Here is a 25,227-nt window from a genome sequence, read left to right as displayed (position 1 = left end):
TTTTTTTAGCGCGCTGCGCGCTATCCGCGTGGGACGATCGGATTGCGGCACGAGAGTGCCGCAATCCAATCGCACGTCTGACGTTGCAAACGAGCGGCAAGATGCAAGCGACGACAACGACATGTGCCGCAAACTCCAACAGCGATTTGCACTACTACCTTCCGCCTATACTAAGCGCGCGAATGCGATGCTGTAATTTTCCGAGATGCTTGCAGTCGAACTGCGCATCACCAAGCACAAAGCGCATCAGCGCCCAACGCGGCGCGGCAAACAACATCGCGGAGGGAATATGACCTTAGGCACCAAGGGATTTTTGGCCGGCATTTCGATGATCGCCATGCTGGCGGCCGGCACGGTTGGCGTTCGCGCCAACGATTCAGTCATCAAAGCGCAATCCGACGCGAACCAATGGGCGGTTGCCGGCCACGACTACGGCAACACGCGCTTCAGCTCGCTCAACCAGATCAACACCGAGAACGCGGGCAAATTGTCGCTCGCCTATTCGTTCTCGCTGGCCTCGCTGCGTTCGAACGAATCCTCGCCGATCGTCATCGGCAACACGCTCTACGTCTCCTCGTCCTGGGGGCCGAAATACGTCTACGCGCTCGATGCCGCGACGGGCGCGCGCAAATGGACCTACGAGCCGGACATCCCGGACGACGTGCTGCAATACGCCTGCTGCGACGTGAACAATCGCGGCGTCTCCTACGCCGACGGCAAGATCTTCGTCGGCCGCCTCGACGGCAAGCTGACGGCGCTCGATGCCGCGACCGGCAAGTCGCTGTGGACGGCGAAGGTGGTCGACTACAAGCAGGGCTCGGTGATCACCTCGCCGCCGGTCGTCGTGCGCGACAAGGTCATCACCGGCTTCGGTGGCGGCGAGTATGGCGTGCGCGGCGCGCTGCTCGCCTTCGACATCAACACCGGCAAGCAGCTCTGGCAGACCTATACGGTGCCGGCGCCGGACGAGCCCGGCGGCGACAGCTGGAAGGGCGATTCGGCGCAGCATGGCGGCGGTGCGGCATGGCTGGTCGGCTCCTACGATCCCAAGACCGACACGGTCTATTGGGGCACCAGCAATCCGGGCCCGTGGAACACCGCGGTGCGTTCGACCGGCGACGGCAATTTCGGCAAGCTGACCAACCTCTACACGGCTTCCACGCTGGCGCTCGATCCGAACAGCGGCAAGATCAAGTGGCACATCCAGACCACGCCGGCCGATGCCTGGGACTATGACGGCGTCAACGAGGCCGTGCTCGCCGATCTCAAGATCGGCGGCAACACCGTCCCGACGCTGATGAAGGCGGATCGCAACGGCTTCTTCTTCGTCGCCAACCGCGAGACCGGCAAGGTGCTGTCGGCCGAGAAGTACGTCTTCTCCAACTGGGCGAAGAAGTTCGACCTCACCACGATGCGCGCGGAAGAGGATCCCGACAAGCGTCCCGGACCGGGCCATCCCGCCAAGGACATCTGCCCGAACCTGATCGGCGGCAAGAACTGGCAGCCGATGTCGTTCAACCCGCAGACCGGTCTCGTCTACATCCCGTCCAACAACGTCTGCATGGACTGGTCGGTCGGCGATGTCACCTACAAGCGCGGCGTGTTCTATCTCGGCGCCGAATTCCCGACCAAGGAAGGTCCGGGCGGCTTCCTCGGCGAGCTCGTGGCGTGGGATCCCGTGGCCCAGAAGAAGGTCTGGTCGATCAAGGAAGACCTGCCGTTCAACGGCGGCACGCTCACCACCGGCGGCGGCCTGGTCTTTGCCGGCAACATCCATGGCGACTTCCGCGCCATCGACGCCAAGTCCGGCAAGGTGCTCTGGAGCAAGAACCTCGGCTCCGGCATCGGCGCGGGCCCGGTGACCTACCAGGTCGACGGCAAGCAATACGTTGCCATCGTGGTCGGCCGCACCGCCGCGCTGCCCGCGTTCCTGGGCGAGGTAGGAAAGAAGATGACGGCCGCAGCTCCCGAGGGCGGTTCGCTCTTCGTGTTCTCCGTCCAGTGACAACTGCGCGCGTATCCCCCTGACATCAGGGATACGCGCGCTCTTTTCCGGAAGCTTATCGTTGCGGCGTCGGCAAGGAGCCTTGCGCCGCAACAGTACCCCAACCATTCCCAACTACGGGAGATGAGGATGCGTGCAAATCATTCTGGTACCGGCAAGCGACGTGACGGCCGTTTCGCCATCGGTTGCGCCATTGCCGGCATCTCCGCTTTCGCGGCCGCCTCCGCACCGATCGCACCGGTGACACAGGCTCGCGCCGGCGAGGAACAGGCCTTCCGCCTCTGCGCCGATCCGACCAATCTTCCGTTCTCCAGCGACAGTCCCGCGCAGCCGGGCTTCTATGTCGAGATCGGCCAGGCGCTGGCGAAGGCGCTGGGCCAGCCGATCGCCTACGATTGGTACAAGTCCTATTTCGGCAAGCGCACCGTGCGCGTGACGCTGCTCGGCAAGCAATGCGACGCCATGATCGGCCTGCCGCGCTCCGACGATTTCATGGGGCCGGCCGTCATCTTCTCCAGCACCGTTGCCAAGGAAGGCTATGCGCTGGTGACGGCCAAAGACCGCACAGTGGGTGGCGTCGATGATCTCCGCGGCAAGCGCGTCGCGGTGCAGTTCGCCAGCACGCCGCAAAATCTCTTGGCGAGTCGCGACGACATCCAGAAGGTCACGGTGCTGTCGCCCGAGGAAGGCATGAAGGCGCTCGACGAGGGCAGGGCCGACGTCGCTTTCATCTGGGGCCCGGTCGCCGGCTGGCTCAACAAGACCGCCTATCAGGACCGCTACCGGATCCAGCTCACCGAAGGCGAAGGCCTGGCGTGGGACGCGGCGATCGGTTTTGCCAAGACATCGACCGAGCTTCGCGACCGCGTCGAGGCCGTGCTGCCGCAGCTTGCGCCCGTGATCGCCGATCTCGCGGTCAAATACGGACTGCCGGCCGGTCAGCCCGTTCGTTTCGGTGCAGCGCAAGCGGTGCCATCAGGCGTGACGACGGGAAACGGGACCAAACTGGCGCAGGTCGCCAACGTGGTCGCGACCGAGACCAAGGGCGATGCATTGCCGAAGAACGCCGAGGCGGTCTCCAACGGCAAGGAAATCTTCAACGGCACCTGCGCGCATTGCCATGGGCCCGACGCCGTGCAGAGCGAACGCAAGATCGACCTGCGGCTGCTGCGTCATCGCTATGGCGACGACATGCACGACACCTACCTCAAGACCGTGCATGAGGGCCGTCCGGCCAAGGGCATGCCGGCCTGGAAGGAAGTCTTTACCGACGACCAGTTCGAGAACATCTACGCCTTCCTGATGACCGTCCAGGTCGAGTCGAATGACTGATCGGCCAGATCGACTGCCATGACCGGACGGATGCGGGAAGATGTGATAGGCTTAGTTCCGCATCGCCGCGGTGCCGGCCAAGGGCCCAAGGCGTGCCCCGGTTCCGCATGCAGGGTGGACTCAGCCGCAGGGTCCCTGGAAGGCGCCATGACCAGCTTCCTGATCATCGACGATCATCCGCTGTTTCGCGAGGCGCTCGGCAACGCCGTTCGCCTGGCGCTGCCGGAGGCGCAGATCTTCGAGGCCGTGTCGATCGAGGACGCCCTGCATATCCTGGCTGCAGAACAGGGCATCGACCTCGCGCTGCTCGACCTCTCGCTGCCGGATGCCGACGGGTTTTCGGGCTTCCTCCGGCTGCGCGAGACCTATCCACGCCTGCCCGTCGCGATCGTCTCCAGCGAGGAGGACCAGCATGTGGTCCGCGAGGCGCTGGCGCTGGGCGCGGCCGGCTATCTCCCCAAATCGACGTCCAAGCGCGAGCTGGCGCAATCGATCGAAGGCGTCCTCAGCGGTTCGGTCTCGGTGCCGAAGGACTTTGTGGCGACGCCGGAGCGGCGCAAGGCCGCGACTGCAAAGGCCATGGAGGTCAAGCTTCGCGAGCTGACGCCGCAGCAGCTTCGCGTGCTGGATCTGTTGCGCCGCGGCTATCCGAACCGGCAGATCGCCCAGGAGCTGCAGCTCGCCGAATCCACGGTGAAGGCACATATCACCGAGATCCTGCGCAAGCTCGGCCTGTTCAGCCGCAACAAGGCGGTGATCGAGATCGGCAAGATCGAACTGCCCGATCCCAGGAGCAGGTCCCACGCTCGCGGCACGCCGTAGTGGACGCGTCCCGATTTTGATCTGAATCAAGCCGAGTCCGTGCGGCTCATGCATGCTATATATTGCTAAGCATCGAACCTCGGCAACGATTGGGACTGCCCGAACGTGACGCGATTCTTGATCGTCGAAGATCACCCGCTGTTTGGCGAAGCCCTGGAGGGCGCCCTCCAAATGGCGACGCCTGAGGCCGACATCCTCCAGGCGACCTCGATCGAGGGTGCGCTCGGCCTTTTGTCGTCGACCGGGCCCGTCGATCTGATTCTTCTCGATCTCCTGGTGCCGGACGCGACCGGCCCGTCGGGCATCATTCGCATCCGAAAGGCGTTTCCGCGGATTCCCGTCGTCATCGTGTCCGGGTACGAGGATTCGCAGATCATCAGCAGCGCGCTGTCGCTCGGCGTCTCCGGCTACATCCTCAAATCCGCCTCCAAGCAGGAGCTTGCGCAGTCGGTCGGCGAAGTTCTCCGCGGCTCGATCTGCCTGCCGCAAGCGTATCGGGCGCTGGCGTATTCACAGCGATCGGCAGGCCCGGCCCAGGAGTTCCTGAAGCGCTTGACCGATCTGACGTCGCAGCAATTGCGCGTGCTCGAGATGATCAAGCGCGGCCTGCAGAACAAGCAGATCGCCTATGAGCTGAAGATCTCCGAGACCACCGTGAAGGTCCACGTCTCCGACATCCTGCGCAAGCTGAACGTCCTCTCCCGCACCAAGGCGATCGTCGAGATGTCGAAGATCGATTTCACCGCGCTGGCAGGCCAGGGCGCCGCCCCAAAGCGCGAGCAGCCCGATCTGTAATCGGGGCGTCAGTCGTCCACGCCGGTCGAATATTCGCGCTGAGGCAGCGAGATGACCACGCGGAGGCCGTGGGGTCGATTGTCCTGCAGGCTGAGCGAGCCGCCATGGGCCTCGACCATGCTGCGGGCGATCGAAAGTCCTAGCCCGAAGCCGCTGGTCTCGTTCATCGTGCGGGCGTCGTCACCCCGTACGAACGGCTCGAGCATCGCGGCCTTCTGATCGTCCGGGATTCCCGGGCCATCATCCGCGACCTCGATGGTCGTGACCGCGTTCTCGCAGGACAGGGCGACGTTCACTTCGCTGCCGAAGCGAATGGCGTTTCCGATCAGATTGGCGAGGCCCCGCCTGATCTCATCCGGCTTGACGGTGAGCGTGAGCCGCGCGGGGCCGTGGTAGTGGACTGCATGACCGCAGTCGGCAAACTCCTCGCACACCATCTGAACGAGTGCCGCAAGGTCCACCAGCGTCGGCCTGGCGCCGCTGCCACCGCGCAGCAGGGTGAGGACGGATTCGAGCATCGCCTGCATCTGGTCGAGGTCGCGCAAGGTTTGCGTGCGCTGCGTCTCGTCCTCGATATATTCCGAGCGCAGCCGCAGCCGCGTGATGGGCGTGCGCAGATCGTGGCTGATGGCGGCCAGCATCCTTGTGCGGTCGTTCATCAGCGCGGTGATGCGGTCCCGCATCAGGTTCAGCGCTTTCGCCGCCGATCTGATCTCCTCGGGCCCGCTCTCGGGGAGCGGTGCCGAGGACCGGCTCAAGCTGAAGTTCTCGGCCGCGTTGGCAAAGGCCGACAAGGGCGCGCCGAGCGCCCGGCCGGCCCAGACGCCGAGCAGCGTGATGCTGATGACCAGGAACATCAGCGTGCTCGCCCAGAGGCCGGTGACGAAGCCCGGCAGGCTGGGCGTCCCCACGGTCGCATCGAGGACCTCGCCGTCCTCGAAGTGAAAGAGCACGCTGTCCTTGTCAGGCGGTTTTCGCTGAATGATCTCGACGCGTCCGTCGAACGGTGAAGGGATGGCCCTGCGCGCTCCCGCACTTGGGGACGCTGGAGGCCCGCCCTCCGTGAGCCGCAGTTTCAGATCGGGAAGGGCGCGATCGATATTCTCGACGACAACCCGGCGCTCGCTGCGGGGAGTCTTTTCGAGAATGCGCGCCACCATCTCGAATTGCTGCAGCGGATCGTCCGTCAGCAGGCTGGGCTTGGGTCGGTTCACCAGGAAATAACCGGCGATCAGCGCGTGAATCAGCACGAGCGAGAACAGGATCAGCGCGGCAATCTGGCCGCTGATGCGTCTGAAGGTGAAGAGCCGGGCGAGCTTGCGAGGCCAGATCACGCTTCGTCCACCCGTGGCGTAAAGATGTAGCCACCGGTCCTCACGGTCTTGATCATCGAGGTCCCTTCGGTCCTGTCGAGCTTTCCGCGCAGCCGGCTCACGAGCACGTCGATGCTGCGTCCGAAGGCGCCGCCGGTCCGCCCGCGGGTCATGTTCAACAGCGTGTCGCGGCTCAGGATGCGGCCGTGGCGCTCGCAGAAGGATTGCAGCAGGTCGAATTCGGCACTGGTCAGCGGCACCTGTGCGCCTTCGGGATCACGCAGTTCCCGCATCCGGAAATCGATGATCCAGCCTTCGAATGTCAGGCGGGCCGAGGTTTTTGCCGCAGGCCCCGCCGACCCGCCCAATTGCCGCCGCAGCACGGCGTTGATCCGCGCCAGCAGCTCGCGCGGATTGAATGGTTTTGGCAGATAGTCGTCGGCGCCCATTTCGAGGCCGAGGATGCGGTCGACGTCGTCGCCCTTTGCGGTGAGAATGATGATCGGCGTCGTGGAATCGACCCGCAGGCGGCGGCACAGGCTCAGGCCGTCCTCTCCCGGCAGCATCAGGTCCAGCACGATCAGGTCGACGCGGTTCTGGCTGATGTAACGGTCCATCTCGCGCCCGTTCGCGGCCATGCCGACGTTGAACGAATTGTCGCGCAGATAGCGTGCGACGAGATTCCGTGTCTCCTGATCGTCTTCGACTACGAGGATGGTCTGGGTGCTCATGGCCTGAATGTTGACTGTCGTCGAGGCAGGCTCCGGGTCGACGCCGGGCAACTGCGTTCGAACCAAAATATCATATGAAGCGAGGGTTTTAAGGTCATTCACGGCTGAGGGCCACCACCGGATCGAGGGACGCGGCGCGCCGCGCCGGGAAATAGCCGAAGAAGATTCCGATCGCCGTCGAGGTCAGGAACGCGGCGCCGATGGAGAAGGTCGAGTAGGAGACCTGAAATCCGGGCAGGAGAAGATTGAGCAACGTGCCGAGCGCGACGGCGATCAAGATTCCCGCAATCCCGCCGAGCGAGGAGATCAGCGTGGCCTCCACGAGGAATTGCTGGAGGATGTCGCTGCGTCTTGCGCCGACGGCCATCCGCACGCCGATCTCGCCGATCCGTTCTGACACGGACACCAGCATGATGTTCATCACCCCGATGCCGCCGACCACGAGCGAGATCACGGCAATCGCCGCCACGAGGAAGGCCAGGGTCTGCGTCGTGCTCGTGATGGTGCGGCGAATGTCGTCGGTATTGAGGATCGCGAAATCCTTGGTGTTGTGCCTGCGCGTGAGCAGCGTGGTGACGGCCTCCTGCGCCAGGTCGGTCGAGACCTCGTCGCTGACGCGCAGCAGGACGCTGCGCAGTGAGCGGTCGCCGGTGAACTGGGCCTGCACGGTCGTGTAGGGAAGATAGACGGAAAGGTTCTGGCTCGATCCGAACCCGCCCTGCTGCTGGGCGATCACGCCGACGACCCGGCACGGCACCTTGCCGATCCAGATCACGCGGCCGATGCCGGCGTTCTGATCGTCGGAGAAGAATGTCCTCCGTGTGTTGTCGTCGATGACCGCCTGGCGCTCGATGTTGCGGACGGCGTCGGCATCGAACAGCGCGCCCGCCGCAAGCTTGGTACCCTTGACCTGGAAGTAGCTGCGGTCGACGCCGTTCACCAGCATGTTGGACTCCCGGTCGCGGTAGCGCACCGTCGTGCTGGTCGAGACGGTCGGCGTGACACCGGCGATGAAGGTCTGGCGATCCAGCGCGCGGGCGTCGTCCAGGACCAGCGTCTTGATCTTGCCGGCGCGGGCATCGCCAAAGTCCTTGCCGGGAAACACCTCGATCGTGTTGGTTCCGAGGTTCGAGATGTCGGACAGCACCTTCTTCTGCGAGGCGTTTCCGAGTGCGACGACGGACGATACGGCCGCGATGCCGATGATGATGCCGAGCATGGTCAGGAACGATCGCAGCCGGTGAGCCGCCATCGAGAGCAGGGCCATCCGCAACGTCTCCCGGAAACGGAAGGCGAAGCCGGACCAGCGGCTGGGCTTTGCGGCTGGCCTGGCGGCGGGGAGGGAAGGAGCCGCCGTCGTCACGGCGGTGTCGGTGCGCTTGTCTGAAACCACCAGCCCGTCGCGCAACTCGATGATGCGGTCGGCACGGTGGGCGACCTCCGGGTCGTGCGTGACGATGATGACCGTCTTTCCCTCGCGATGCAGCTCGGCCAGGATCTTCAGGACCTCTTCGCCGCTGCGGCGGTCGAGCGCACCGGTGGGTTCGTCCGCCAGCACGACCTCGGCCCCGTTCATCAGGGCGCGCGCGATCGAGACGCGCTGCTGCTGGCCGCCGGAGAGCTGGTTGGGCCGATGCCCGCGCCGCTCGGCCATGCCGAGCCGGGCCAGCAGGCGCTTCGCGCGCGTCTGCCGTGCGCTCGACGTCTCGCCGGCATAGACCGCGGGGATCTCGACATTCTCGAGCGCCGACAGTTCGGACAGCAGATGGTAACGCTGGAAGATGAAACCAAAATGCTCGCGGCGCAGTGCGGCCAGCGCGTCGGCATCGAGCGCGGCGACATCCGTACCGGCGACGCCATAGGTGCCGGAGGTCTGGTGATCCAGGCAGCCGAGGATGTTGAGCAGCGTCGACTTGCCCGATCCCGAGGAGCCGATGATCGCGACCAGTTCGCCGCGATGGATGTCCAGCGTCACGTCTTCGAGCGCCGCAACTACGGTGTCGCCGTTCCTGAACTCGCGGCGAATATGGCTCAGCGCAATGATCGGCTCGGTCATGTCAGGATCCCGCCGGCGGGCCCCCTTGCGGGAAGCCGCGGGAGGCCGGCGCACTGTTCGAGGACTCTCCCGTGATGACGTGCTCGCCCTCGCTGAGGCCGGACTTGACCTCCACGGTGGTGCGATCGTTGAGCCCGATCTTCACGTCCCGCTGGTGGACTTCACCTGCTGCGTCGAGGACGCGAACGGTGTTGCGCCCGTCCGGCTGTCGCGTCAGTGCCAGCGCAGGGATTGTCTTGGTGAGCTTGGACTCGCCGATAACGATATGGACCTCCGCGGTCATGTAGGTGCGGAGCCGGAACTCCCGGTTGGGCACCTTGAAAACGCCGATGTAGTAGATCGCCGTGCTGGTGGAGCTCGTTGACGACGAGCTCGACGTCGAGGTCGTCGAGCCGGAGGAGAAGCTCGAATCGTTCTTGATCGATTCCGGCGCCGGTTCGATCTGCTCCAGCGTGGCCTCGTAGCGGCGATCCTGGTCACCGAGGATGGTGAAATACACCGCCTGTCCCGGCTGCACCTTGACGATGTCGGCCTCCGAGATCTCGGTGCGCACCGTCATGGTTTCGAGCTGACCCAGGACGACGATCGTCGGTGCTGATTGCACCGCGTTGACGGTCTGTCCTTCCTGGACGAGGGCGGCGAGAACCGTGCCGTCGATCGGCGCCGTGATGCGGGTGTAGTCGAGATTGACCTTGGCGGTCTCGGCGGCGGCCTGGGCGCCCGCGATCAGCGCCTCCAGCGCCGCGATCTGCGCGCGGGTCTGCTTCACGACGGCGTCGGCGTTGTCGTAGTCGCTGCGGGACGTCGCGCGTTGCGCCAAGGTGGTCTGCTGGCGCGCCAGATTGGCCTCGGCCAGGACGAGCGTCGCTTCCTTCTCGATCTTCTGGGCGCGATAATTGTTCAGCGCGGCTTCCGAATTGCGTAGGTCGTTCTGCTTTGTGACGGGGTCGATCTGGGCGATGACGTCGCCTGCCTTCACGGTGTCGCCCACGCGAACGTTCAGGGACATGATGCGCCCCGACACCTGGGCGCCGACCGCCGTCAGCCGCACCGGCTTCAGCGTTCCGCTGCCGAGCACTTCTTCCCGCAGATCGCCGACAGTCACCGGCGCGGTGATATACGCCGTCGTCTTCGCCGCGCCGCTGCGGAAATGAACGGCCGCGGCGACGCCGGTCGCGGCGAGAAGGCACGCCAGCGCAAGCCATGTTCGCGACCCCTTGGCGATATCCTTGGGGATATTCATCGCAGGGCCTTCCGGGCGTGCGGCCCCGTATTTGCGTCGACGATGAGCGGCGTCGAGGAATCAACGGGATCGACCCAGCCGCCTCCGAGCGCCTTCGCCAGCGTCACGTAGTATTTGGCGATGGCGACCTTGCTCTGAATGAGCGAGTCTTCGGCCGAATAGAGCGAGCGTTCGGCATCCAGCACATCCAAAAAGTTCGACGAACCGCTCTCGAACAGCGAGCGCGACAGCCGCGCGGCCTCGCGATAGTTCTTGGCCGCTTCCGCAAGCTTGCCGGCTCGTGCTTTCTCGCGCGACAGCGACACCAGCGCATTCTCTACCTCCTCGAGGGCCGACAGCAAGGTCGAGTGGAAGGTGGCAAAGGCCTGGTCGCGCTGCGCCTCGGCGATCCTGACGGTGGCGTAGCGCTTTCCGGCGTCGAACACCGGCACGGTGATGGAGGGGCCCACCGACCAGCTCACGCTGGAATATTTGGCGAGATCACCGGCGCGAATGGCCGATGTCCCGACCGATCCCGTCAGCGAAATGCTGGGATAGCGGTCCGCCTCGGCCGCGCCGATTTTTGCGGTGGCCTGCGCAAGCTTGCGTTCGGCGCTGGCGACGTCGGAACGATTGGTCAGGAGATTGGGCGGAATTCCCGTCGGCAGCGGCATGCGCGGCGCAGGGACGGGCGATGATTGCGCCATGAGGCCGGAGATCGCATTCGGCGGACGTCCGAGGAGGATGCCGAGGCGGTGAACATCGGCCGCAAGCGCCGCCTCATAGCTCGGAATGTTGGCTTCCGTGCTCGCCGCCTGGGCGGAGGCCTTGGCGAGATCCACCGCCGTCGCGCTGCCGGCCTCGTATTTCGTGCGCGTCAAACGCTCGGTGTCGCGCTGCGAGGCGGCCGTTCTCTTGGCAAGCGCGATGCGCGCCTGATAGCCGCGCGCATCCACATAATAGGCGGCGACGTCGCCGAGGAGGGTGACCAGGCTGTAGCGCAGATCGTCTTCGGCTGACTGCTCGGAGCGGATCGCGGCTTCGATGCTGCGCTGGGTGCCGCCGAACAGATCGAGCTCCCAGCTCGCATCGAAGCCGGCCTGATACAGGCTGTAGGGAGACGTTCCGATGTCGACGCCGGTCGTGCCGACACTGCTGGTCTTGTTATCAGTCACCGAGCCCGACCCGGTGACCGACGGAAACAAGCCCGATGCTGTCTGCGCAACGGTGGCGCGCGCCTCGCGCACCGAGGCTTTTGCCTTCGCGACGCTCGGGTTTGCTTCCACCGCTTCGTCGATGAGCCGAGTCAGCAGGGAATCGCGCAGACGCAGCCACCATCGTCCGAGTTCGCCCGTCGTCTTGGTGCGCTGGGGTGCGTTGGCCCATTGGGTCGGCAGCGTCAGGCGCGGCGGTCCCATGTAGTCCGGCCCGACGGCGCAGCCGGCGAGCAGGCTGGAGGCGATCAGGACGCTGCACAGGCGCTTCGTCAGCGAGAGGGTGGGACGTCCCGGGCAGGCGCTCAGCTGATGCCTCTCCTTCCTCGAGGGCAAGTCTGCTTCGGTCGACGGAGACGGCATCGAAACGGCTGGAGTCCATGTCGTGGGTATGCGGAGAAATAGCGAGCCGCATCTCGGCGCTCGAGGAGCGAGCCCGGCCTGTTGCTGCCGGAATGAGGGCCAGTAGCACGGGCACTGTGGCCATTCAGCAGGCGGAATGTTGCTGAATGTAAACAGCGATTGCGATTTGTACGAAGCCGAAACGAAGCGCAGGCCGGGCCGTACCGGCTGCGGCTGCATCGCCGTCTAGAACGGGAATCCCGGCGAGAGACCGCCCAGGTCGAAAGCGGGATAGAGCGGCTGCCGGTCGAGCGGCCGGTTGTTGTTCTGGCGGGCAAAGGAGATGCCCGGCGGAAAGGCGTAGTCGGTGAACTTGCGCTCGCCGGGAAGCACCTCGGTCCCGCCATCCAGCCAGGACCGCTTGGTGACGTAGATGCGCGTGCGCGGCCCGGCCTGATACGAGCGATTGGGCCCGTGAGCGCCATAGGCGTAGACATCGGCATTCACCCGCTGCTTTCGCTCCGCTGCCGCCACGCCGTCGATTGCGGCGAGCGATGCGACGAGGGCAGCAAAGAGGGCCAGGAGTGTTGTGGGGCGCGCGATCGAGATCAATTTTGTCTCTCCGGAATTGACGAAGCCGTCGCGGCCTCTCGCACCGGAAGACGCTCAAGTAAATCACGCAACTGTTGCAGGACGTTGCCCAGCGGGTGCGATGATCAATCGCGAATGCACACACCGCGGAGTTTTCCGCCGCAGGCAGCCTTCTCGTGCGCTACGCGAATGCGCCTGCGGCCCGCGACAAATCCAAATCGTCAGCAACGATCCAGCAACTTTGGAGCCACACCACCGCCACAGCGGTTTCGTCTCAGAGCGATCAGTTGCTCGCGAGGTGTGGAATGAAGGTTTGGCGGAACGGGGTGATCGCGGCAGCGATCTGCGGGATCGCGATTGTCGCCTCCGTTGTCATGACGGGGTTGCCGACAGATGCGGTCGCTCAGGTGTCGCAGAGTATCGTCGTTGAGGGCAATCGCCGTGTGGAAGCTGAGACCGTTCGCTCCTATTTCAGGAGCGGTCCGGACGGGCGGCTCGACCAGGCCGCGATCGACGATGGCCTGAAGGCCTTGATCGGCACCGGCCTCTTCCAGGACGTCAAGATCAGGCGCGCGGGCGCGCAGATCGTGGTTGCGGTGGTGGAGAACGCCGTCATCGGGCGCGTCGCCTTCGAAGGCAACAAGAAGATCAAGGACGAGCAGCTCTCCGCCGAGGTGCAATCCAAGCCGCGCGGCACGTTCTCGCGCGCGATCGTGCAGTCGGACACGCTGCGCATCGCCGAGATCTATCGCCGCTCCGGCCGCTACGATGTGCACGTGACGCCCGAAATCGTCGAGCAGCCGAACAATCGCGTCGATCTCATCTTCACGATCGCGGAGGGCGCCAAGACCGGCGTCAAGTCGATCGATTTCATCGGCAATGCCAGCTATTCGGCCGCGCGATTGCGCGACGTCATCAAGACGCACGAGGGCAATCTGTTGAGCTTCCTCGGCAACAACGACGTCTACGATCCCGACAGGGTGGAGGCCGACCGCGACCTGATCCGCCGCTTCTACTTGAAGAACGGCTTCGCCGATGCGCAGGTCGTTGCGGCGCTCACCGAATATGATCCCGAGCGCAAGGGTTTTCTCGTCACCTTCAAGATCGAGGAAGGCCAGCAATACCGCGTCGGATCCGTCGAGTTTCGCTCGACCGTGTCGGGTTTCGATACGGCCGCGTTGCGGGCCTACTCCCGGGTCAATGTAGGCTCGCTCTACAATGTCGAGCGGATCGAAAAATCGGTCGAGGAGATGCAGATCGAGGCGTCGCGCCGCGGCTTTGCCTTTGCGGTCGTGCGTCCGAGCGGCGACCGCAATTTCGAGGCCCACACGGTATCCGTCGTTTTCAATGTCGATGAAGGGCCGCGCACCTATATCGAACGCATCAACATCCGCGGCAACACCCGCACGCGCGACTACGTCATCCGCCGCGAGTTCGACCTCTCCGAGGGCGACGCCTACAACCGCGCGCTGGTCGACCGTGCCGAGCGGCGGCTGAAGAACCTCGATTTCTTCAAGTCGGTCAAGATCACCGCAGAGCCGGGCTCCTCCAGCGATCGCGTGGTTCTGGTCGTCGACCTCGAGGAGAAGTCGACTGGCGACTTCTCGGTCTCGGGCGGCTATTCCACCACGGACGGTGCGCTGGCGGAGGTGAGCATCTCCGAGCGCAACCTTCTCGGGCGCGGGCTCTATGGCAAGGCGTCGGTGACCTACGGACAGTATTCCCGCGGCGTGTCGTTCTCCTTCGTCGAGCCCTATCTGCTCGAGCAGCGGGTTGCGCTCGGGATCGACGTGTCCTATCGCCAGCAACTCGCGAACAGCTATACCAGTTATGGTGTTACCACGATGGGGTTCTCGCCGCGCATCGGTCTGGCCTTGCGCGAGGATACGTCGCTCCAGTTGCGCTACTCGCTCTACCGGCAGAAGATCGAGCTTACGAGCGCCTATAACAACTGCAACAACAACGCGTCGAATGCGTCGCTGGCCTACAATCCGACGCCCGCCTACATCAAGAATGTGCTCGGCGGCGTCGATCCCGTCTATTCCAGCGACTCCTCCTATTACGGTTACGGCTGCTATGGCGACGGCGAGTCGTCGCTGCCCGTCCGGAAGGAGCTGTCGGACGGCGCATCCTGGACGTCGGCCATCGGCTACACGCTGACCTACAACACGCTCGACAACAACAAGAACCCGACCGACGGTTTGCTCATCGACTGGAAGCAGGACTTTGCCGGGGTCGGCGGCAATGTGAGCTATCTCAAGACCGCGGTTGATGGAAAATACTACACGCCGCTGGTGGCCGACATCATCGGGCTCGTGCATCTGCAGGGCGGCGTGCTCAACAAGATCGGCGACAAGGACCTGCGCATGCTGGATCATTTCCAGATGGGTCCGAACCTCGTCCGCGGCTTCGCCTCCAACGGCATCGGTCCGCGCGACATTTCGTACGTCGATTTCGGCGCGACCGGCGATGCCCTGGGCGGAACGAAGTATTGGGGTGCATCGGTCGAGCTGCAGATGCCGTTCTGGTTCCTGCCGAAGGAGGTGGGGCTCAAAGGCGCGGTCTATGCCGATGCGGGTTCGCTCTGGGACTATCAGGGGCCGACGTCCTGGAGCGCCACGGGCGAAGTCAATTCGGCGGCGTGTCCCAACTGCGCCCTGCAATACGACGACAGCAAGGTTGTCAGAAGCTCCGTCGGCGTCGGGCTGATCTGGGCCTCGCCCTTCGGCCCCCTGCGCTTCGACTACGCCATCCCGCTGACCAAGGGAAAATACGACACCGTCCAGCAGTTCAGGTTCGGGGGAGGGACGTCGTTCTGACGCCCGGCATCAGCGCCTATGTTTCCCGCCGGCACCTCCCGGCGCGCCGTGCGCATGCGGCGGCCCGCTCGGCCCGATACCGGGCGTGGTCCGGTAGGTCGGGCCACCGGGCTGATTTACCCGACGGGCCAAGCAGTTACGGATAGGGTGTAAGTCGCAGCTACCAAAATACCGGTACTTTGCATGGGGTTGTTTCGACGCTTTGTGAGCGGGCCGACCGCCCGCCCGGTCTACGTCAGCAGAAACGACAGCAGCGCGCGCATCTCCGCCGGCTTGATCGGCTTCTTCAGCACCTCGAGCCCGTAGAGGCTCGCTTCCTTGGCGGCCTTCTCGGAATAGTCGGCGGTGATGATCATGGCCGGCACGTCCAGCTTGAGCTGCTGGCGGATGTCTTCCACGGCCGACAGGCCGCTCTCGCCGTGATCGAGATGGAGATCGGCGATGATCGCGTCGGGCGCGCCGCCAAGCTCGCTCAGCCGCTCCGCGGCTTCAGCGCCGGATCGCGTCGTGGCGACGTCGCAGCCCCATCCCTCCAGCAGCGCCGCCATCGCCGCAGAGCCGGAGGGGTCGTTCTCGATCAGCAGGATCTTTGCACCCTCCAGGCCGCCATAGTGGAGGTTGGCGAGCTTGACCTCGTGCACCTCGTCGCAGACGTCTGCGCGGTCGGCCTGCTCCAGCTCCAGCACGAATGTGGAGCCGCGGCCGACCTGGGACGACAGCCGCACCTCGTGGCCGAGCACGGTCGCAAAGCGCCGCACGATCGACAGGCCGAGCCCGAAACCGGCCTGGTCGATGGCGTTGGCCTCGCCGCGCTGGAATTCGCGGAAGATCGCCTCCTGTTGCGCCTGGGCGATGCCCGGTCCGGTATCGGTCACCTGGATCAGGACGCGATTGCCGCGCTGCCGGCAGCCCATGATGACGCCGCCAGAGCGCGTGTAGCGGATGGCGTTGGCGAGCAGGTTCTGCAGGATCCGCCGCAGCATCATCGCGTCGGTGGAGACCGCGAGCGCGGAGGGGCGGATGCGCAACGACAGCCCCTGCCGCATGGCGATCGGCTCGAACTCGGCGCGCAACTGCTGGAACAGCGGCGCAACGGCGATCGGCCGCACGTCCGGCCGCAGCGCGCCCGCGTCGAGCTTTGCGATCTCGAGCAGCGAGCGCAACAGGTCTTCCAGCGTCACCAGGGAGCGGTCGACCTGGTCGATCAAGAGGCCCGCCTCCTGCGATTCCATCATTTCGGTGAGCGCCGAGAGCGTCAGCCGCGCCGCGTTCAGGGGCTGGAGCAAATCATGGGTGACCGAGATCAGCACTGAGGATTTCAGCGAGCTTGCGGCCTCGGCCTGCTGCTTGGCGCGGTAGAGCCCTTCATTGGCGCGTTCGACCGAATGCAGCGCGTCGCGCAATTGCTGGGTCCGGTCGCGCACCTGGTGATCGAGCGCGATCGCGGTCTCGAACAGCGAGAAGGCGTTGAGCTGCTGGTCCATCGAGCGCTCGACGCGGGACATCAGCGCAGCGTTGATCTTCTTCAGCTTCGCGGCTTCCCGCCGCAGCTGGTCGACCGTCTCGGGTCCCTGCCACATGTCAGTCACGCGGGCCGCCTGCCGATAGCGACGCCCGTGAACGTCTGGTTCACATGCATCGAGCCGAACTGTTCGCCATAGGTGCAGAAGCCGACGACGCGGTTTTGCCGGTAAAGTTCCGACATGTCGCGGGCGAGCTGGTGCTGCTCGGCGTCAAGCCGGCGGAAAAGACATTCGAACCCGATATAGAGAGAGACGTCGCCGATCTGCTTCCGGGTTTCCGCGAACGCGTCGCGCGTGGCGCCGACCAGGCTGCGCGAGGTCGCGGCCGTCAGCACCATGCCTTCGTCGATCGCGCAGAAGAAGTGCAGCGAGCCGTCGGGCTCGACGCGCTGGATCGAGCGCGCGTAGTAGGAGCCGCCGACCCGGACCAGCACCGGATGCGAGGCAAAGGAGAACGGGTCGAGTTTTGCGTCCATGATGCCGACGACGCGCGAATATTCCTGCGCCGCGGGCTCCGCGTTCAGCTCCTTGACGGTCCGATTTTCGATGTCGGCCTCGGTGACGACCATCTTCTGCGTGCGCGGTTCAAAATTGTCGCATTTGAAGACACGGAACGGCAGCGAGGTGTTGAGCAGGATCAGCAGCGCCGCATTGGTGTGGGCCTTGCCGTCGAAGAACACAAACGTCTTCTCGAAGCGAAGCCCGTCGCCGGCCGACCCGCCGACGACCGGAATATCGTCCAGCGAGGCATAGATGGCGGACATGACGGCTTCCTCCCGCCGGCACAGTCCGTCGATCAGCACGAGGCCGAAGACGCTTCCGCCGTCGACCTCCGAATTGGTCCGCAATTCCTGCCGCAGCTCGGCGCCGATCCTGCGGCCATCCTCGACGCGGAAATTCTGAAGGTTGAGGATGGGACGGACCGCGACGCTGAAATCCTGGCGGTTGAAGGCGAGCGCGACGACGCTGTTCTCATCCCAGCCGTCGGGGGCGAGCTCGCCGGCGGTGGTGCAGCCGCAGACGAGGGTATCCTCGAAGCGCGCGGCGGTTTCGGCGATGAAGCGATGGGGGTCGTAGTGCGGCGACAGGAAAACCAGCACGAGGGCCGTGTCGTCGGATGGAAGCTGCTCGGCGATGTCAGCCACAGCCTCTTCCACGGACGGGGCCTTCGACTTCGCGACGGCAACGCCTGATGAACTGCCAAACCGAAGGTCGGCTTGCCCCACTCGTTAGCTCCCTCTGGACAGGCTTGGTCTGGTGCCAAGTATCTTGTGCCAAGTACCGAAACAGTAGGGCCTTTCAGGCACTGCCGCAATAATGGGCCGGGTGCCCCGGAGGCACGGCGAGCAGCGGGAACTCGGCCAATCCCTGGTTGCGAAGCTGCCGAATTTACCGGCCCTTATTGATTCTGCCCTAATTTTTCGCGCCGGTCTGGGTGGCAACCGCTTCCCGGCCCGCTGGGGGTTACCGCAAGGCAAGGGTGGGGGCTGGCATGACCGGGCGTATTGCGTCGAAATCCAAGGGCACACTGCTGCCGACCCTGCGATTCCGTGCAAAAATCATCCTCGGCTTCGCCGTCGTGCTCGTCATCTCTGCCGCCAGCATGGCGTTTGCCTATTTCGGTTTCGAGGGTGTTTCGGTCGGTGCCAGGTCCTATCGCGCCAGCGTTTCGGAGGCCGACCTCGCCCGCAACATCGACCGTGAGCTGATCTCCTACCGCGCCCTGGTCCGCTACTACGTCGTGACCGGCAAGGAGGACGATGCCAAGGCGGCCGTCGCAGCCGAGGCAAGCCTGAAGAGCGCGATCGACCAGTCGATGCAGGGGACCGCCAACACCGCGCGGCGCGAGCAGGTCGGCAAGCTCGCGGGTGCGTTCGGCTCCATCACCAAGAACTTTGCCGACATTCTGAAGACCAAGGAAGAGAGCGAGTACCTGACCAAGAACGCGTTCACGCGCAGCGAGATGTCGATGGAGTACAAGGTCGATGACCTCGCGAGCGCCGGGCAGGAGCTTGAACTTCCGGAGGTCGCCTTCGGCGCCAAGCAGCTCCTCACGCAGTTTCAGGCCATCAAGGTGGTGTCGAACAATTTCCTGGCCGGTGGCGACCAGGCGGTCGCGACGAGTGCCGTCAGCCGTCTGAGCTTTCTCAATAACGCACTGAAGAACATTCCTTCGACGAATGAAAAGATTCAGCCGATCCTCAAGGAGATCGAGGCTCTCCTGAACACCTACCGGGACTCGCTCGCCAAGCTGATCGAGAACAGAAAGAAGGTCGATGGGCTCATCGCCGAATTGGGCGCGTCGACCGAGAGCTTCATGAAGGGCGCGACCTCCATGAAGGCGGACCTTATTTCCGAGCAGCAACGATTGGCGGCGGAATCGGAAGCCGCGATCGGCCAGACCGAGCAGATGATCCTGATGCTCGCGGCCGGCGGCACGCTGCTTGGTGCCATCCTCGCCTTCCTGCTCGGCACCGGCATCTCGCGACCGATGATCGCGATGTGCAAGGCGATGCGGGAGCTCGCCTCGGGCAATTTTGACGTCGTGCTGCCGGGCCTGGGACGCAAGGACGAGATCGGCGAGATGGCCGGTGCCGTCGAAGAGTTCAAGATGCAGGCCGTGGCGAAAGCCGAGCGCGATGCAGCCGCCAGCGAAGCCCAGAACAAGGAGCAGGTCGCCGCCCGCCGTGGCGAGCTGATCCGCTTCGCCGACGATTTTGAGAGCGCGGTCGGCGCCATCGTCTCCAACGTCTCGGCCTCCGCCGTACAGCTCGAATCGGCCGCCTCGACATTGACTCGCACGGCGGAGACCACGCAGACCCTGTCGAGCCAGGTCGCCGGTGTCTCGGAAGCCGCCTCCAGCAACATGCAGTCGGTCGCGACCGCGACCGAGGAGCTGTCGGCGTCGGTCGAGGAGATCGGCCGTCAGGTTCGCGACTCCAGCCGCATCGCCGAAGGCGCCGTGGCCCAGGCCAAGGAAACCGATGCCCGCATCGGCAAGCTGTCGCATGCCGCGCAGCAGATCGGCGACGTCGTCAAGCTGATCACCGCGATTGCCGAGCAGACCAACCTTCTGGCGCTCAACGCCACCATCGAGGCGGCCCGCGCGGGCGACGCCGGCCGCGGCTTTGCAGTGGTCGCAAGCGAGGTGAAGTCCTTGGCGAGCCAGACCGCGAAGGCCACCGACGAGATTTCCTCGCACATCGCGGGCATGCAGGGTGCGACCGCCGAGTCGGTTGCCGCGATCAAGGAGATCGGCGCGACCATCGGCCAGATCTCGACGATTGCGACCTCGATCGCGAGCGCAGTGGAAGAGCAGGGCGCCGCCACGCAGGAGATCGCCCGCAGCGTCCAGAACGTGGCGCAGGGCACGCAGACTGCGGCCACCGATATCGGCCAGGTCAACCGGGGTGCGGCCGAAACCGGCTCGGCCTCGGAAGAGGTGCTGCATTCGGCCAAGACACTGTCCAGCGAAAGCACCCGCCTTCGCGCCGAGCTCGACCGCTTCATGGCGAATATCAGGGCGGCGTAATCCTCGGGTCGTCCTGGCGAAAGCCAGGACCCATTACCCCAGGAAGCAGTCGTCGCGCGAGCCGGCAACCCCGAGTCTTCGCCAAACTCCTCCCTGGGGCTCCGCTCCGCTGCGCTTGTCCAAGACGACGTGGGAGAGGATTTGCGCTCGCTTCTCCAGGACGACGAGAGCCAGTCCTCACTCCCTCCCGAACGCCCGCTTCAATTCCACCTTGGCGCGTTCGAGCCGCGCCCGTTGCGTCTTCGGCAAGGTCTTGCCGGCGCGGTTGATGTAGAAAGTGAGCATCGACAGCGCCGAGCGATAGGCGCCGGCCTTGCGGCGCTTGCTGTGCTCGGCAGAACGCTTGAGCGATGCCGCGATCTTCTTGGGGCTCGTCAGCGTGAACACGCCGCGCTTCAGGTCCAGCGCGTCGCTCTCCCGCGTGACGCGCTGCGACCAGCGCTTTGGCGTTGCCCGCGTTGAGGTCTTGCGCGTGCTGCGGCGCCTCGCAGTGGCGCCGGTCTTTCGTCCTGCCGATTTGCGTGCACCGGCGTTGCGGGAATGGGTGCCTTTCCTTGCGTGAGCCATGCATCAACTCCTTGTAGCCACAGCGGAAACCGTCCGCTTGAAGAAGGGTTCCCTGAGGAACTTCGCCATTCGCGGCGCGTTGTCGCGGGTGGCAGGTGGATACGCCGCAACTCGAAGAACGGAATCGACCTCGGCCACATCTGCGCCGGGGTTTTGGGTGCATTGCTCAGATGCAGCAAGCGATGGAATTGCAGCAAAGCCCAGCTCTGAATGTTGCTCCTGCGGTCCCGGTGGCTGCAGCGCGCGATCGCGTCGTCGAGACCAGCATTCCCGCGCGGCTCGACGCCCTGTCGTGGAGCGGCTTTCACACGCGCGTCGTGCTCGCGCTCGGCATCACCTGGATTCTCGACGGACTTGAAGTGACGCTCGCCGGTGCGCTGTCGGGCGCGCTGAAGCAGAGCCCGACATTGCACTTCTCCAATCTCGATCTCGGGATCGCCAATTCCGCCTATCTTGCCGGTGCCGTGCTCGGCGCGCTCGGTTTTGGCTGGCTCACCGATCGCATCGGGCGCAAGAAACTGTTCTTCATCACGCTCGCGGTCTATCTCACCGCGACGGCGGCGACCGCACTGTCCTGGAATGTCGCAAGCTATGCGCTGTTCCGCTTCCTCACCGGCGCCGGTATCGGCGGCGAATACACCGCAATCAACTCGACCATCCAGGAACTGGTGCCGGCCCGCTATCGCGGCTGGACCGATCTCGTCATCAACGGCAGCTTTTGGATCGGCGCGGCCATGGGAGCTGTTGCGGCGATTGTTCTCCTCGATCCCGCGCTGTTCGGCCCCGATATCGGCTGGCGGCTCGCTTACCTCATCGGCGCCGCAATCGGGCTCGTCGTGCTGCTGATGCGGATGTGGATTCCGGAGAGCCCGCGCTGGCTGATGATCCACGGCCGCCCCGAACAGGCGCACGCGATCGTCGATGATATCGAACGCTCGGTGATCGGGCACGAGCAGGATCAGTCCGGGGCACGCTTCGCAAAAATTCGCCTGAGGATGCGCGACCACACCCCGATCAGCGAAGTCGTGCACACGCTGTTTACGGTCTATCGCCAGCGCGCGCTGGTGGGCCTGGTGCTGATGAGCGCGCAGGCCTTCTTCTACAATGCGATCTTCTTCACCTTCGCGTTGGTCTTGACCGACTTCTACGGCATCAGCGCCGATCACGTCGGCTGGTACATCCTGCCTTTTGCCGCCGGCAACTTCTTAGGACCCCTGCTGCTCGGCCGCCTGTTCGACACGCTCGGCCGGCGCACGATGATCATGTTCACCTACGGCGTTTCCGGTCTCTTGCTTGCGCTCTCGGGTTATCTGTTCTCGATCGGCGTCCTGAGCGCGCAGGGACAAACCATCGCCTGGATGGTGATCTTCTTCTTCGCTTCACCGGCAGCGAGCGCTGCCTATCTCACCGTCAGCGAAACCTTTCCCCTGGAGGTGCGAGCACTGGCGATTGCGGTGTTCTACGCAATCGGCACCGGTATCGGCGGCGTCATCGGGCCCGCGCTGTTCGGCGCGCTGATCGACACCGGCTCGCGGACCAGCGTGTTTGCCGGTTACCTCCTGGGCTCGGTGCTGATGATCGCGGCCGCACTCGTGGCGTGGCGCTATGCCGTCGCCGCGGAGCGAAAATCGCTCGAACATGTCGCGCGGCCACTCGCTTTTATGGAGTAGGATATGAAATCGGAACTGGCGGAAATACCGCGGGACGACGACCGAACCATGCGTGATGATGACGATGCGCCTGAAACGGTGCCGGTGCCGCGGGCCCTGGTCCCGCATCTGAGCGAGACCGCGATCCTGCTCGACATCGACGGCACGCTGCTCGAATTGATGCCGACGCCGCGCGAAGTCTGGGTGCCGCCGGGCCTCTCCAAGACCCTCAACCGTCTTGTCGAATGCACCTCCGGTGCGCTGGCACTGGTCAGCGGCCGCTCGCTCAACGACATCGATCTGATCTTTGCGCCGGACCAGTTTCCCGTGGTCGGCGGTCACGGTGCGGAGATGCGACTCTCGCCCGACAGCGAAGCGGTGGCGAGCCATGCGCCGCCGATGGACAAGGAGTTGAAGCGGCGGCTGGCGGCGATCGCAAAGCTCAGCCCCGGCATTCTGCTCGAGGACAAGGGCTATTCGCTGGCGCTGCATTATCGTCTCGCGCCGCATGCGGAGAAGGCGATCTATGCGGCGGTGTCGCTGATCCGCGCCGATTTGCCGAACGCTCCGATCGAGGTGTTGCCCGGAAAGTGTGTGTGCGAGATCAAGCATTCCGGATTCACCAAGGCGAGCGGCGTGCGCGAATTAATGACGCATGAACCGTTCAAAGGACGCCGTCCGCTCTTCATCGGCGACGACGTCACCGATGAAAGCGTGTTCGCGATCATGCCCGACATGAACGGTCTCGCCTTCTCGGTCGGCCGCCGCGCCCGGGGCGTCAACGGCCATTTCGATGCGCCGAGCGATGTGCGCGAGTTCCTCGCACATCTCGTCGACGACAACGCAAGGTAAAAGCAAGGCAGCGCCACCTCACTGCCATATTGGGTGCGGAACCAGTTGCCGCGCGCAACGATCGTGCGGCGAAATGTTCGCGCAAAAAACTGTCTTTGCGACGAATTTTCATTTTTGCGGACAAAAACAGGTTCCAGCACGCGCGCCTGATTTTGGTTTCAATTCGTTGAAACCATGAACAGGAACCATATTGATGAACGTCAGTTAAACGTGACGGAATAACAGGAGGGGACGACCTGTGAGTCTCGTCGTCGTTTCGAACCGCGTTGCACGCGGAAAACCGAATGAACCCATGACGGGCGGCCTTGCGGCCGCCTTGCTTCCGGTAGTGGAATATTCCGGAGCGATCTGGGTGGGTTCCTCAGGCCGTGTGCATGATGGCCACCAGAAGGAGCCGTTCGCCGAGATCGAATCGCTGGGTACGGGCGCGCTGGCGACGCTGGATCTACCGGCAGCGCATTACGGCGGCTATTACGAGGGCTTTGCCAATTCCGCGTTGTGGCCGGCGCTGCATTCGCGCAGCGATCTTATTCGCGTTTCGCACGGCGACTATCGCAGCTATCGCGAGGTCAACGCCTTCATGGCGCGCGCGCTGCGGCGCTTCCGAAAGAACCAGACCGCCTTCTGGGTGCAGGACTATCACTTCCTGGCGCTCGGCGCGGAGCTGCGCGAGCTTGGCGTCGACGATCCGATCGGATTCTTCCTGCACACGCCGTGGCCGGTCGCTGCTGTCATGCAGGGCGTGCCGAACCACCGCGAGCTGATCGAGGCGATGCTGGCCTACGATCTCATCGGCTTCCAGACCGAGGAGGATCGCCAGAACTTCCTCGGCTATGTCAGCCAGGAGCTCGCGCTGACGATCGAGGACGGCATCGTGATCTCGCGGCACGGCCGGACGCTATGTCAGGTCTTTCCGATCGGGATCGATGCGGAGAAATTCGCGCAATATGCCGCGAAGTCGATTTCGCATCCCGACGTGTCGCGGCTGCGCAAGAGTCTCAACGGCGAGAAGCTCGCGATCGGCGTCGACCGGCTCGATTATTCCAAGGGCCTCGTCAACCGCATCAGTGCGTTCGATCGCCTGTGGACCGACCAGCCCCAGCTCGCGCGCAGCATCTCGCTGCTCCAGATCGCCAACCCCTCGCGTGGCGGCATCGAGGCCTATGGCAATCTCCAGAATGAGGTCGCCCGCCTCGTGACCGACGTCAACGGCCGCCATGGCGAGGTGGACTGGACGCCGATCCGCTATCTCAACAAGGGCTTCAGCCAGACCGTGCTTGCGGGTCTTTATCGAACGGCGCAGGTCGGCGTGGTGACACCGCTCCATGACGGCATGAATCTGGTCGCCAAGGAATACGTCGCCGCGCAAAACCCGGCGGACCCCGGCGTTCTGGTGCTGTCGAAATTCGCAGGTGCCGCCAACGAGCTCGACACGGCGTTGCTCGTCAATCCACACGACATCGACGGCATGGCGCGTGCGATCTCGATCGCGGTCGCCATGCCGCTGACCGAGCGCAAGATGCGCTGGGAAGCGATGATGAAGAAGTTGCGCGGCCATACCATCCAGCAATGGTCCGCCGACTTCGTCGCGACGCTGGAAGCGTGCCGGACCGGGAAGGCCGCCGCCGCACCACTCGCCGCGCAACCGCCGCAAGCCTTGCGCTGGCTGCGCTCGGCGATCTCAGGCGCGCGGTTGATTTAGAAGAGCGCTTCCGCGTTGCACCCCAACACTCTCCCCGTAAGGACGGCTAAGGGATGCCCGAAAGTGATTCCCGAGAATTTGGGAATGTGATTCAAGGCCTTTCGACCTGTTTGGGACGGGAGGCATGGGATGTCTTTTGGCGATATTCGGGTTGCTGAGC

Annotated in this window: 18 protein-coding genes; 9 read left to right on the top strand and 9 right to left on the bottom strand. The window is 64.3% G+C overall.

Annotation, left to right across the window (positions count from 1 at the left end; translation table 11 throughout):
• Positions 1 to 289: 289 nt before the first annotated feature.
• The 4 genes from JQ632_RS34675 to JQ632_RS34660 all read left to right on the top strand — a co-directional run bounded on the left by JQ632_RS34675 (position 290) and on the right by JQ632_RS34660 (position 4,954).
• Positions 290 to 2,005, top strand: coding sequence for a PQQ-dependent dehydrogenase, methanol/ethanol family (locus tag JQ632_RS34675; protein WP_249152747.1), 1,716 nt, complete (start codon positions 290 to 292; stop codon positions 2,003 to 2,005).
• A 129-nt stretch (positions 2,006 to 2,134) separates the two neighbouring features.
• On the top strand, positions 2,135 to 3,337 hold the full coding sequence (locus JQ632_RS34670; protein WP_312015696.1) for a c-type cytochrome: 1,203 nt from the start codon (positions 2,135 to 2,137) through the stop codon (positions 3,335 to 3,337).
• 147 nt (positions 3,338 to 3,484) lie between these two features.
• The gene (locus tag JQ632_RS34665) at positions 3,485 to 4,159 is read left to right on the top strand and encodes a response regulator transcription factor (RefSeq protein WP_212407222.1); all 675 of its coding nucleotides are present in this window, start codon (positions 3,485 to 3,487) and stop codon (positions 4,157 to 4,159) included.
• Between the two features lie 105 nt (positions 4,160 to 4,264).
• Positions 4,265 to 4,954 (top strand): response regulator transcription factor, encoded by a 690-nt coding sequence (locus JQ632_RS34660; protein WP_212407221.1) that lies wholly within the window; start codon positions 4,265 to 4,267, stop codon positions 4,952 to 4,954.
• An 8-nt stretch (positions 4,955 to 4,962) separates the two neighbouring features.
• On the opposite strand, the gene JQ632_RS34655 is transcribed toward JQ632_RS34660, so the two are convergent.
• From JQ632_RS34655 to JQ632_RS34630, 6 genes are all read right to left on the bottom strand, one after another.
• On the bottom strand, positions 4,963 to 6,288 hold the full coding sequence (locus tag JQ632_RS34655; protein WP_212407220.1) for an ATP-binding protein: 1,326 nt from the start codon (positions 6,286 to 6,288) through the stop codon (positions 4,963 to 4,965).
• Positions 6,285 to 6,998 (bottom strand): response regulator, encoded by a 714-nt coding sequence (locus JQ632_RS34650; RefSeq protein WP_212407219.1) that lies wholly within the window; start codon positions 6,996 to 6,998, stop codon positions 6,285 to 6,287. Before JQ632_RS34650 ends, JQ632_RS34655 begins: the two co-directional genes overlap by 4 nt.
• A 94-nt stretch (positions 6,999 to 7,092) precedes the next feature.
• Entirely contained in the window at positions 7,093 to 9,054 is a 1,962-nt protein-coding gene (locus JQ632_RS34645; protein ID WP_212407218.1) for a MacB family efflux pump subunit, read from the bottom strand.
• Between the two features lies 1 nt (position 9,055).
• Entirely contained in the window at positions 9,056 to 10,297 is a 1,242-nt protein-coding gene (locus JQ632_RS34640; protein WP_212407217.1) for an efflux RND transporter periplasmic adaptor subunit, read from the bottom strand.
• Positions 10,294 to 11,826 carry an efflux transporter outer membrane subunit gene (locus tag JQ632_RS34635; protein ID WP_312015695.1) on the bottom strand — a complete coding sequence of 511 codons (1,533 nt, stop codon included), beginning with the start codon at positions 11,824 to 11,826 and terminating at the stop codon, positions 10,294 to 10,296. Before JQ632_RS34635 ends, JQ632_RS34640 begins: the two co-directional genes overlap by 4 nt.
• Before the next feature lie 252 nt (positions 11,827 to 12,078).
• Complete coding sequence (locus JQ632_RS34630; protein WP_212407215.1) at positions 12,079 to 12,444, bottom strand: hypothetical protein; 366 nt, start codon at positions 12,442 to 12,444, stop codon at positions 12,079 to 12,081.
• Between the two features lie 353 nt (positions 12,445 to 12,797).
• On the opposite strand from JQ632_RS34630, the gene bamA reads away from it, so the two are divergent.
• Entirely contained in the window at positions 12,798 to 15,242 is a 2,445-nt protein-coding gene (gene bamA, locus JQ632_RS34625; RefSeq protein ID WP_409363529.1) for an outer membrane protein assembly factor BamA, read from the top strand.
• Positions 15,243 to 15,472: 230 nt separating this feature from the next.
• On the opposite strand, the gene JQ632_RS34620 is transcribed toward bamA, so the two are convergent.
• A complete protein-coding gene (locus JQ632_RS34620) occupies positions 15,473 to 16,822 on the bottom strand; it encodes a hybrid sensor histidine kinase/response regulator (RefSeq protein WP_212407229.1) in 1,350 nt (449 codons plus the stop codon).
• 5 nt (positions 16,823 to 16,827) lie between these two features.
• Positions 16,828 to 17,991: an FIST N-terminal domain-containing protein gene (locus tag JQ632_RS34615; RefSeq protein WP_212407213.1), complete on the bottom strand. Its 1,164-nt coding sequence runs from the start codon at positions 17,989 to 17,991 to the stop codon at positions 16,828 to 16,830.
• A 266-nt stretch (positions 17,992 to 18,257) separates the two neighbouring features.
• Between JQ632_RS34615 and JQ632_RS34610 the strand changes: the two genes are divergently transcribed.
• Positions 18,258 to 20,297, top strand: a complete 2,040-nt coding sequence (locus tag JQ632_RS34610; RefSeq protein ID WP_212407212.1) for a methyl-accepting chemotaxis protein — start codon at positions 18,258 to 18,260, stop codon at positions 20,295 to 20,297.
• A 177-nt stretch (positions 20,298 to 20,474) separates the two neighbouring features.
• Here the strand turns inward: JQ632_RS34610 and JQ632_RS34605 are convergent, their stop codons facing one another.
• Positions 20,475 to 20,864 (bottom strand): DUF3175 domain-containing protein, encoded by a 390-nt coding sequence (locus tag JQ632_RS34605; RefSeq protein ID WP_212407211.1) that lies wholly within the window; start codon positions 20,862 to 20,864, stop codon positions 20,475 to 20,477.
• A 182-nt stretch (positions 20,865 to 21,046) separates the two neighbouring features.
• Between JQ632_RS34605 and JQ632_RS34600 the strand changes: the two genes are divergently transcribed.
• The 3 genes from JQ632_RS34600 (at position 21,047) to JQ632_RS34590 (ending at position 25,067) form a co-directional block, all read left to right on the top strand.
• Positions 21,047 to 22,534, top strand: coding sequence for an MFS transporter (locus tag JQ632_RS34600; protein WP_212407210.1), 1,488 nt, complete (start codon positions 21,047 to 21,049; stop codon positions 22,532 to 22,534).
• A gap of 3 nt (positions 22,535 to 22,537) precedes the next feature.
• Positions 22,538 to 23,365 carry a trehalose-phosphatase gene (gene otsB / locus JQ632_RS34595; RefSeq protein ID WP_212407209.1) on the top strand — a complete coding sequence of 276 codons (828 nt, stop codon included), beginning with the start codon at positions 22,538 to 22,540 and terminating at the stop codon, positions 23,363 to 23,365.
• Positions 23,366 to 23,603: 238 nt separating this feature from the next.
• Positions 23,604 to 25,067, top strand: coding sequence for a trehalose-6-phosphate synthase (locus tag JQ632_RS34590; protein WP_212407208.1), 1,464 nt, complete (start codon positions 23,604 to 23,606; stop codon positions 25,065 to 25,067).
• Positions 25,068 to 25,227: the final 160 nt, after the last annotated feature.

This window comes from Bradyrhizobium liaoningense (assembly GCF_018130955.1).
Taxonomy (GTDB): domain Bacteria; phylum Pseudomonadota; class Alphaproteobacteria; order Rhizobiales; family Xanthobacteraceae; genus Bradyrhizobium; species Bradyrhizobium liaoningense_C.
This window is presented reverse-complemented; position numbering and strand designations above follow the sequence as displayed.

Excerpts from the sequence above, each read along its gene's own strand:
- JQ632_RS34600 (WP_212407210.1), top strand. The coding sequence starts at position 21,047 with ATGGAATTGCAGCAAAGCCCAGCTCTGAATGTTGCTCCTGCGGTCCCG.
- JQ632_RS34675 (WP_249152747.1), top strand. The coding sequence starts at position 290 with ATGACCTTAGGCACCAAGGGATTTTTGGCCGGCATTTCGATGATCGCC.
- JQ632_RS34610 (WP_212407212.1), top strand. The coding sequence starts at position 18,258 with ATGACCGGGCGTATTGCGTCGAAATCCAAGGGCACACTGCTGCCGACC.
- bamA (WP_409363529.1), top strand. The coding sequence starts at position 12,798 with ATGACGGGGTTGCCGACAGATGCGGTCGCTCAGGTGTCGCAGAGTATC.
- JQ632_RS34665 (WP_212407222.1), top strand. The coding sequence starts at position 3,485 with ATGACCAGCTTCCTGATCATCGACGATCATCCGCTGTTTCGCGAGGCG.
- JQ632_RS34670 (WP_312015696.1), top strand. The coding sequence starts at position 2,135 with ATGCGTGCAAATCATTCTGGTACCGGCAAGCGACGTGACGGCCGTTTC.
- JQ632_RS34645 (WP_212407218.1), bottom strand. The coding sequence starts at position 9,054 with ATGACCGAGCCGATCATTGCGCTGAGCCATATTCGCCGCGAGTTCAGG.
- JQ632_RS34605 (WP_212407211.1), bottom strand. The coding sequence starts at position 20,864 with ATGGCTCACGCAAGGAAAGGCACCCATTCCCGCAACGCCGGTGCACGC.
- JQ632_RS34620 (WP_212407229.1), bottom strand. The coding sequence starts at position 16,822 with ATGTGGCAGGGACCCGAGACGGTCGACCAGCTGCGGCGGGAAGCCGCG.
- JQ632_RS34640 (WP_212407217.1), bottom strand. The coding sequence starts at position 10,297 with ATGAATATCCCCAAGGATATCGCCAAGGGGTCGCGAACATGGCTTGCG.
- otsB (WP_212407209.1), top strand. The coding sequence starts at position 22,538 with ATGAAATCGGAACTGGCGGAAATACCGCGGGACGACGACCGAACCATG.
- JQ632_RS34650 (WP_212407219.1), bottom strand. The coding sequence starts at position 6,998 with ATGAGCACCCAGACCATCCTCGTAGTCGAAGACGATCAGGAGACACGG.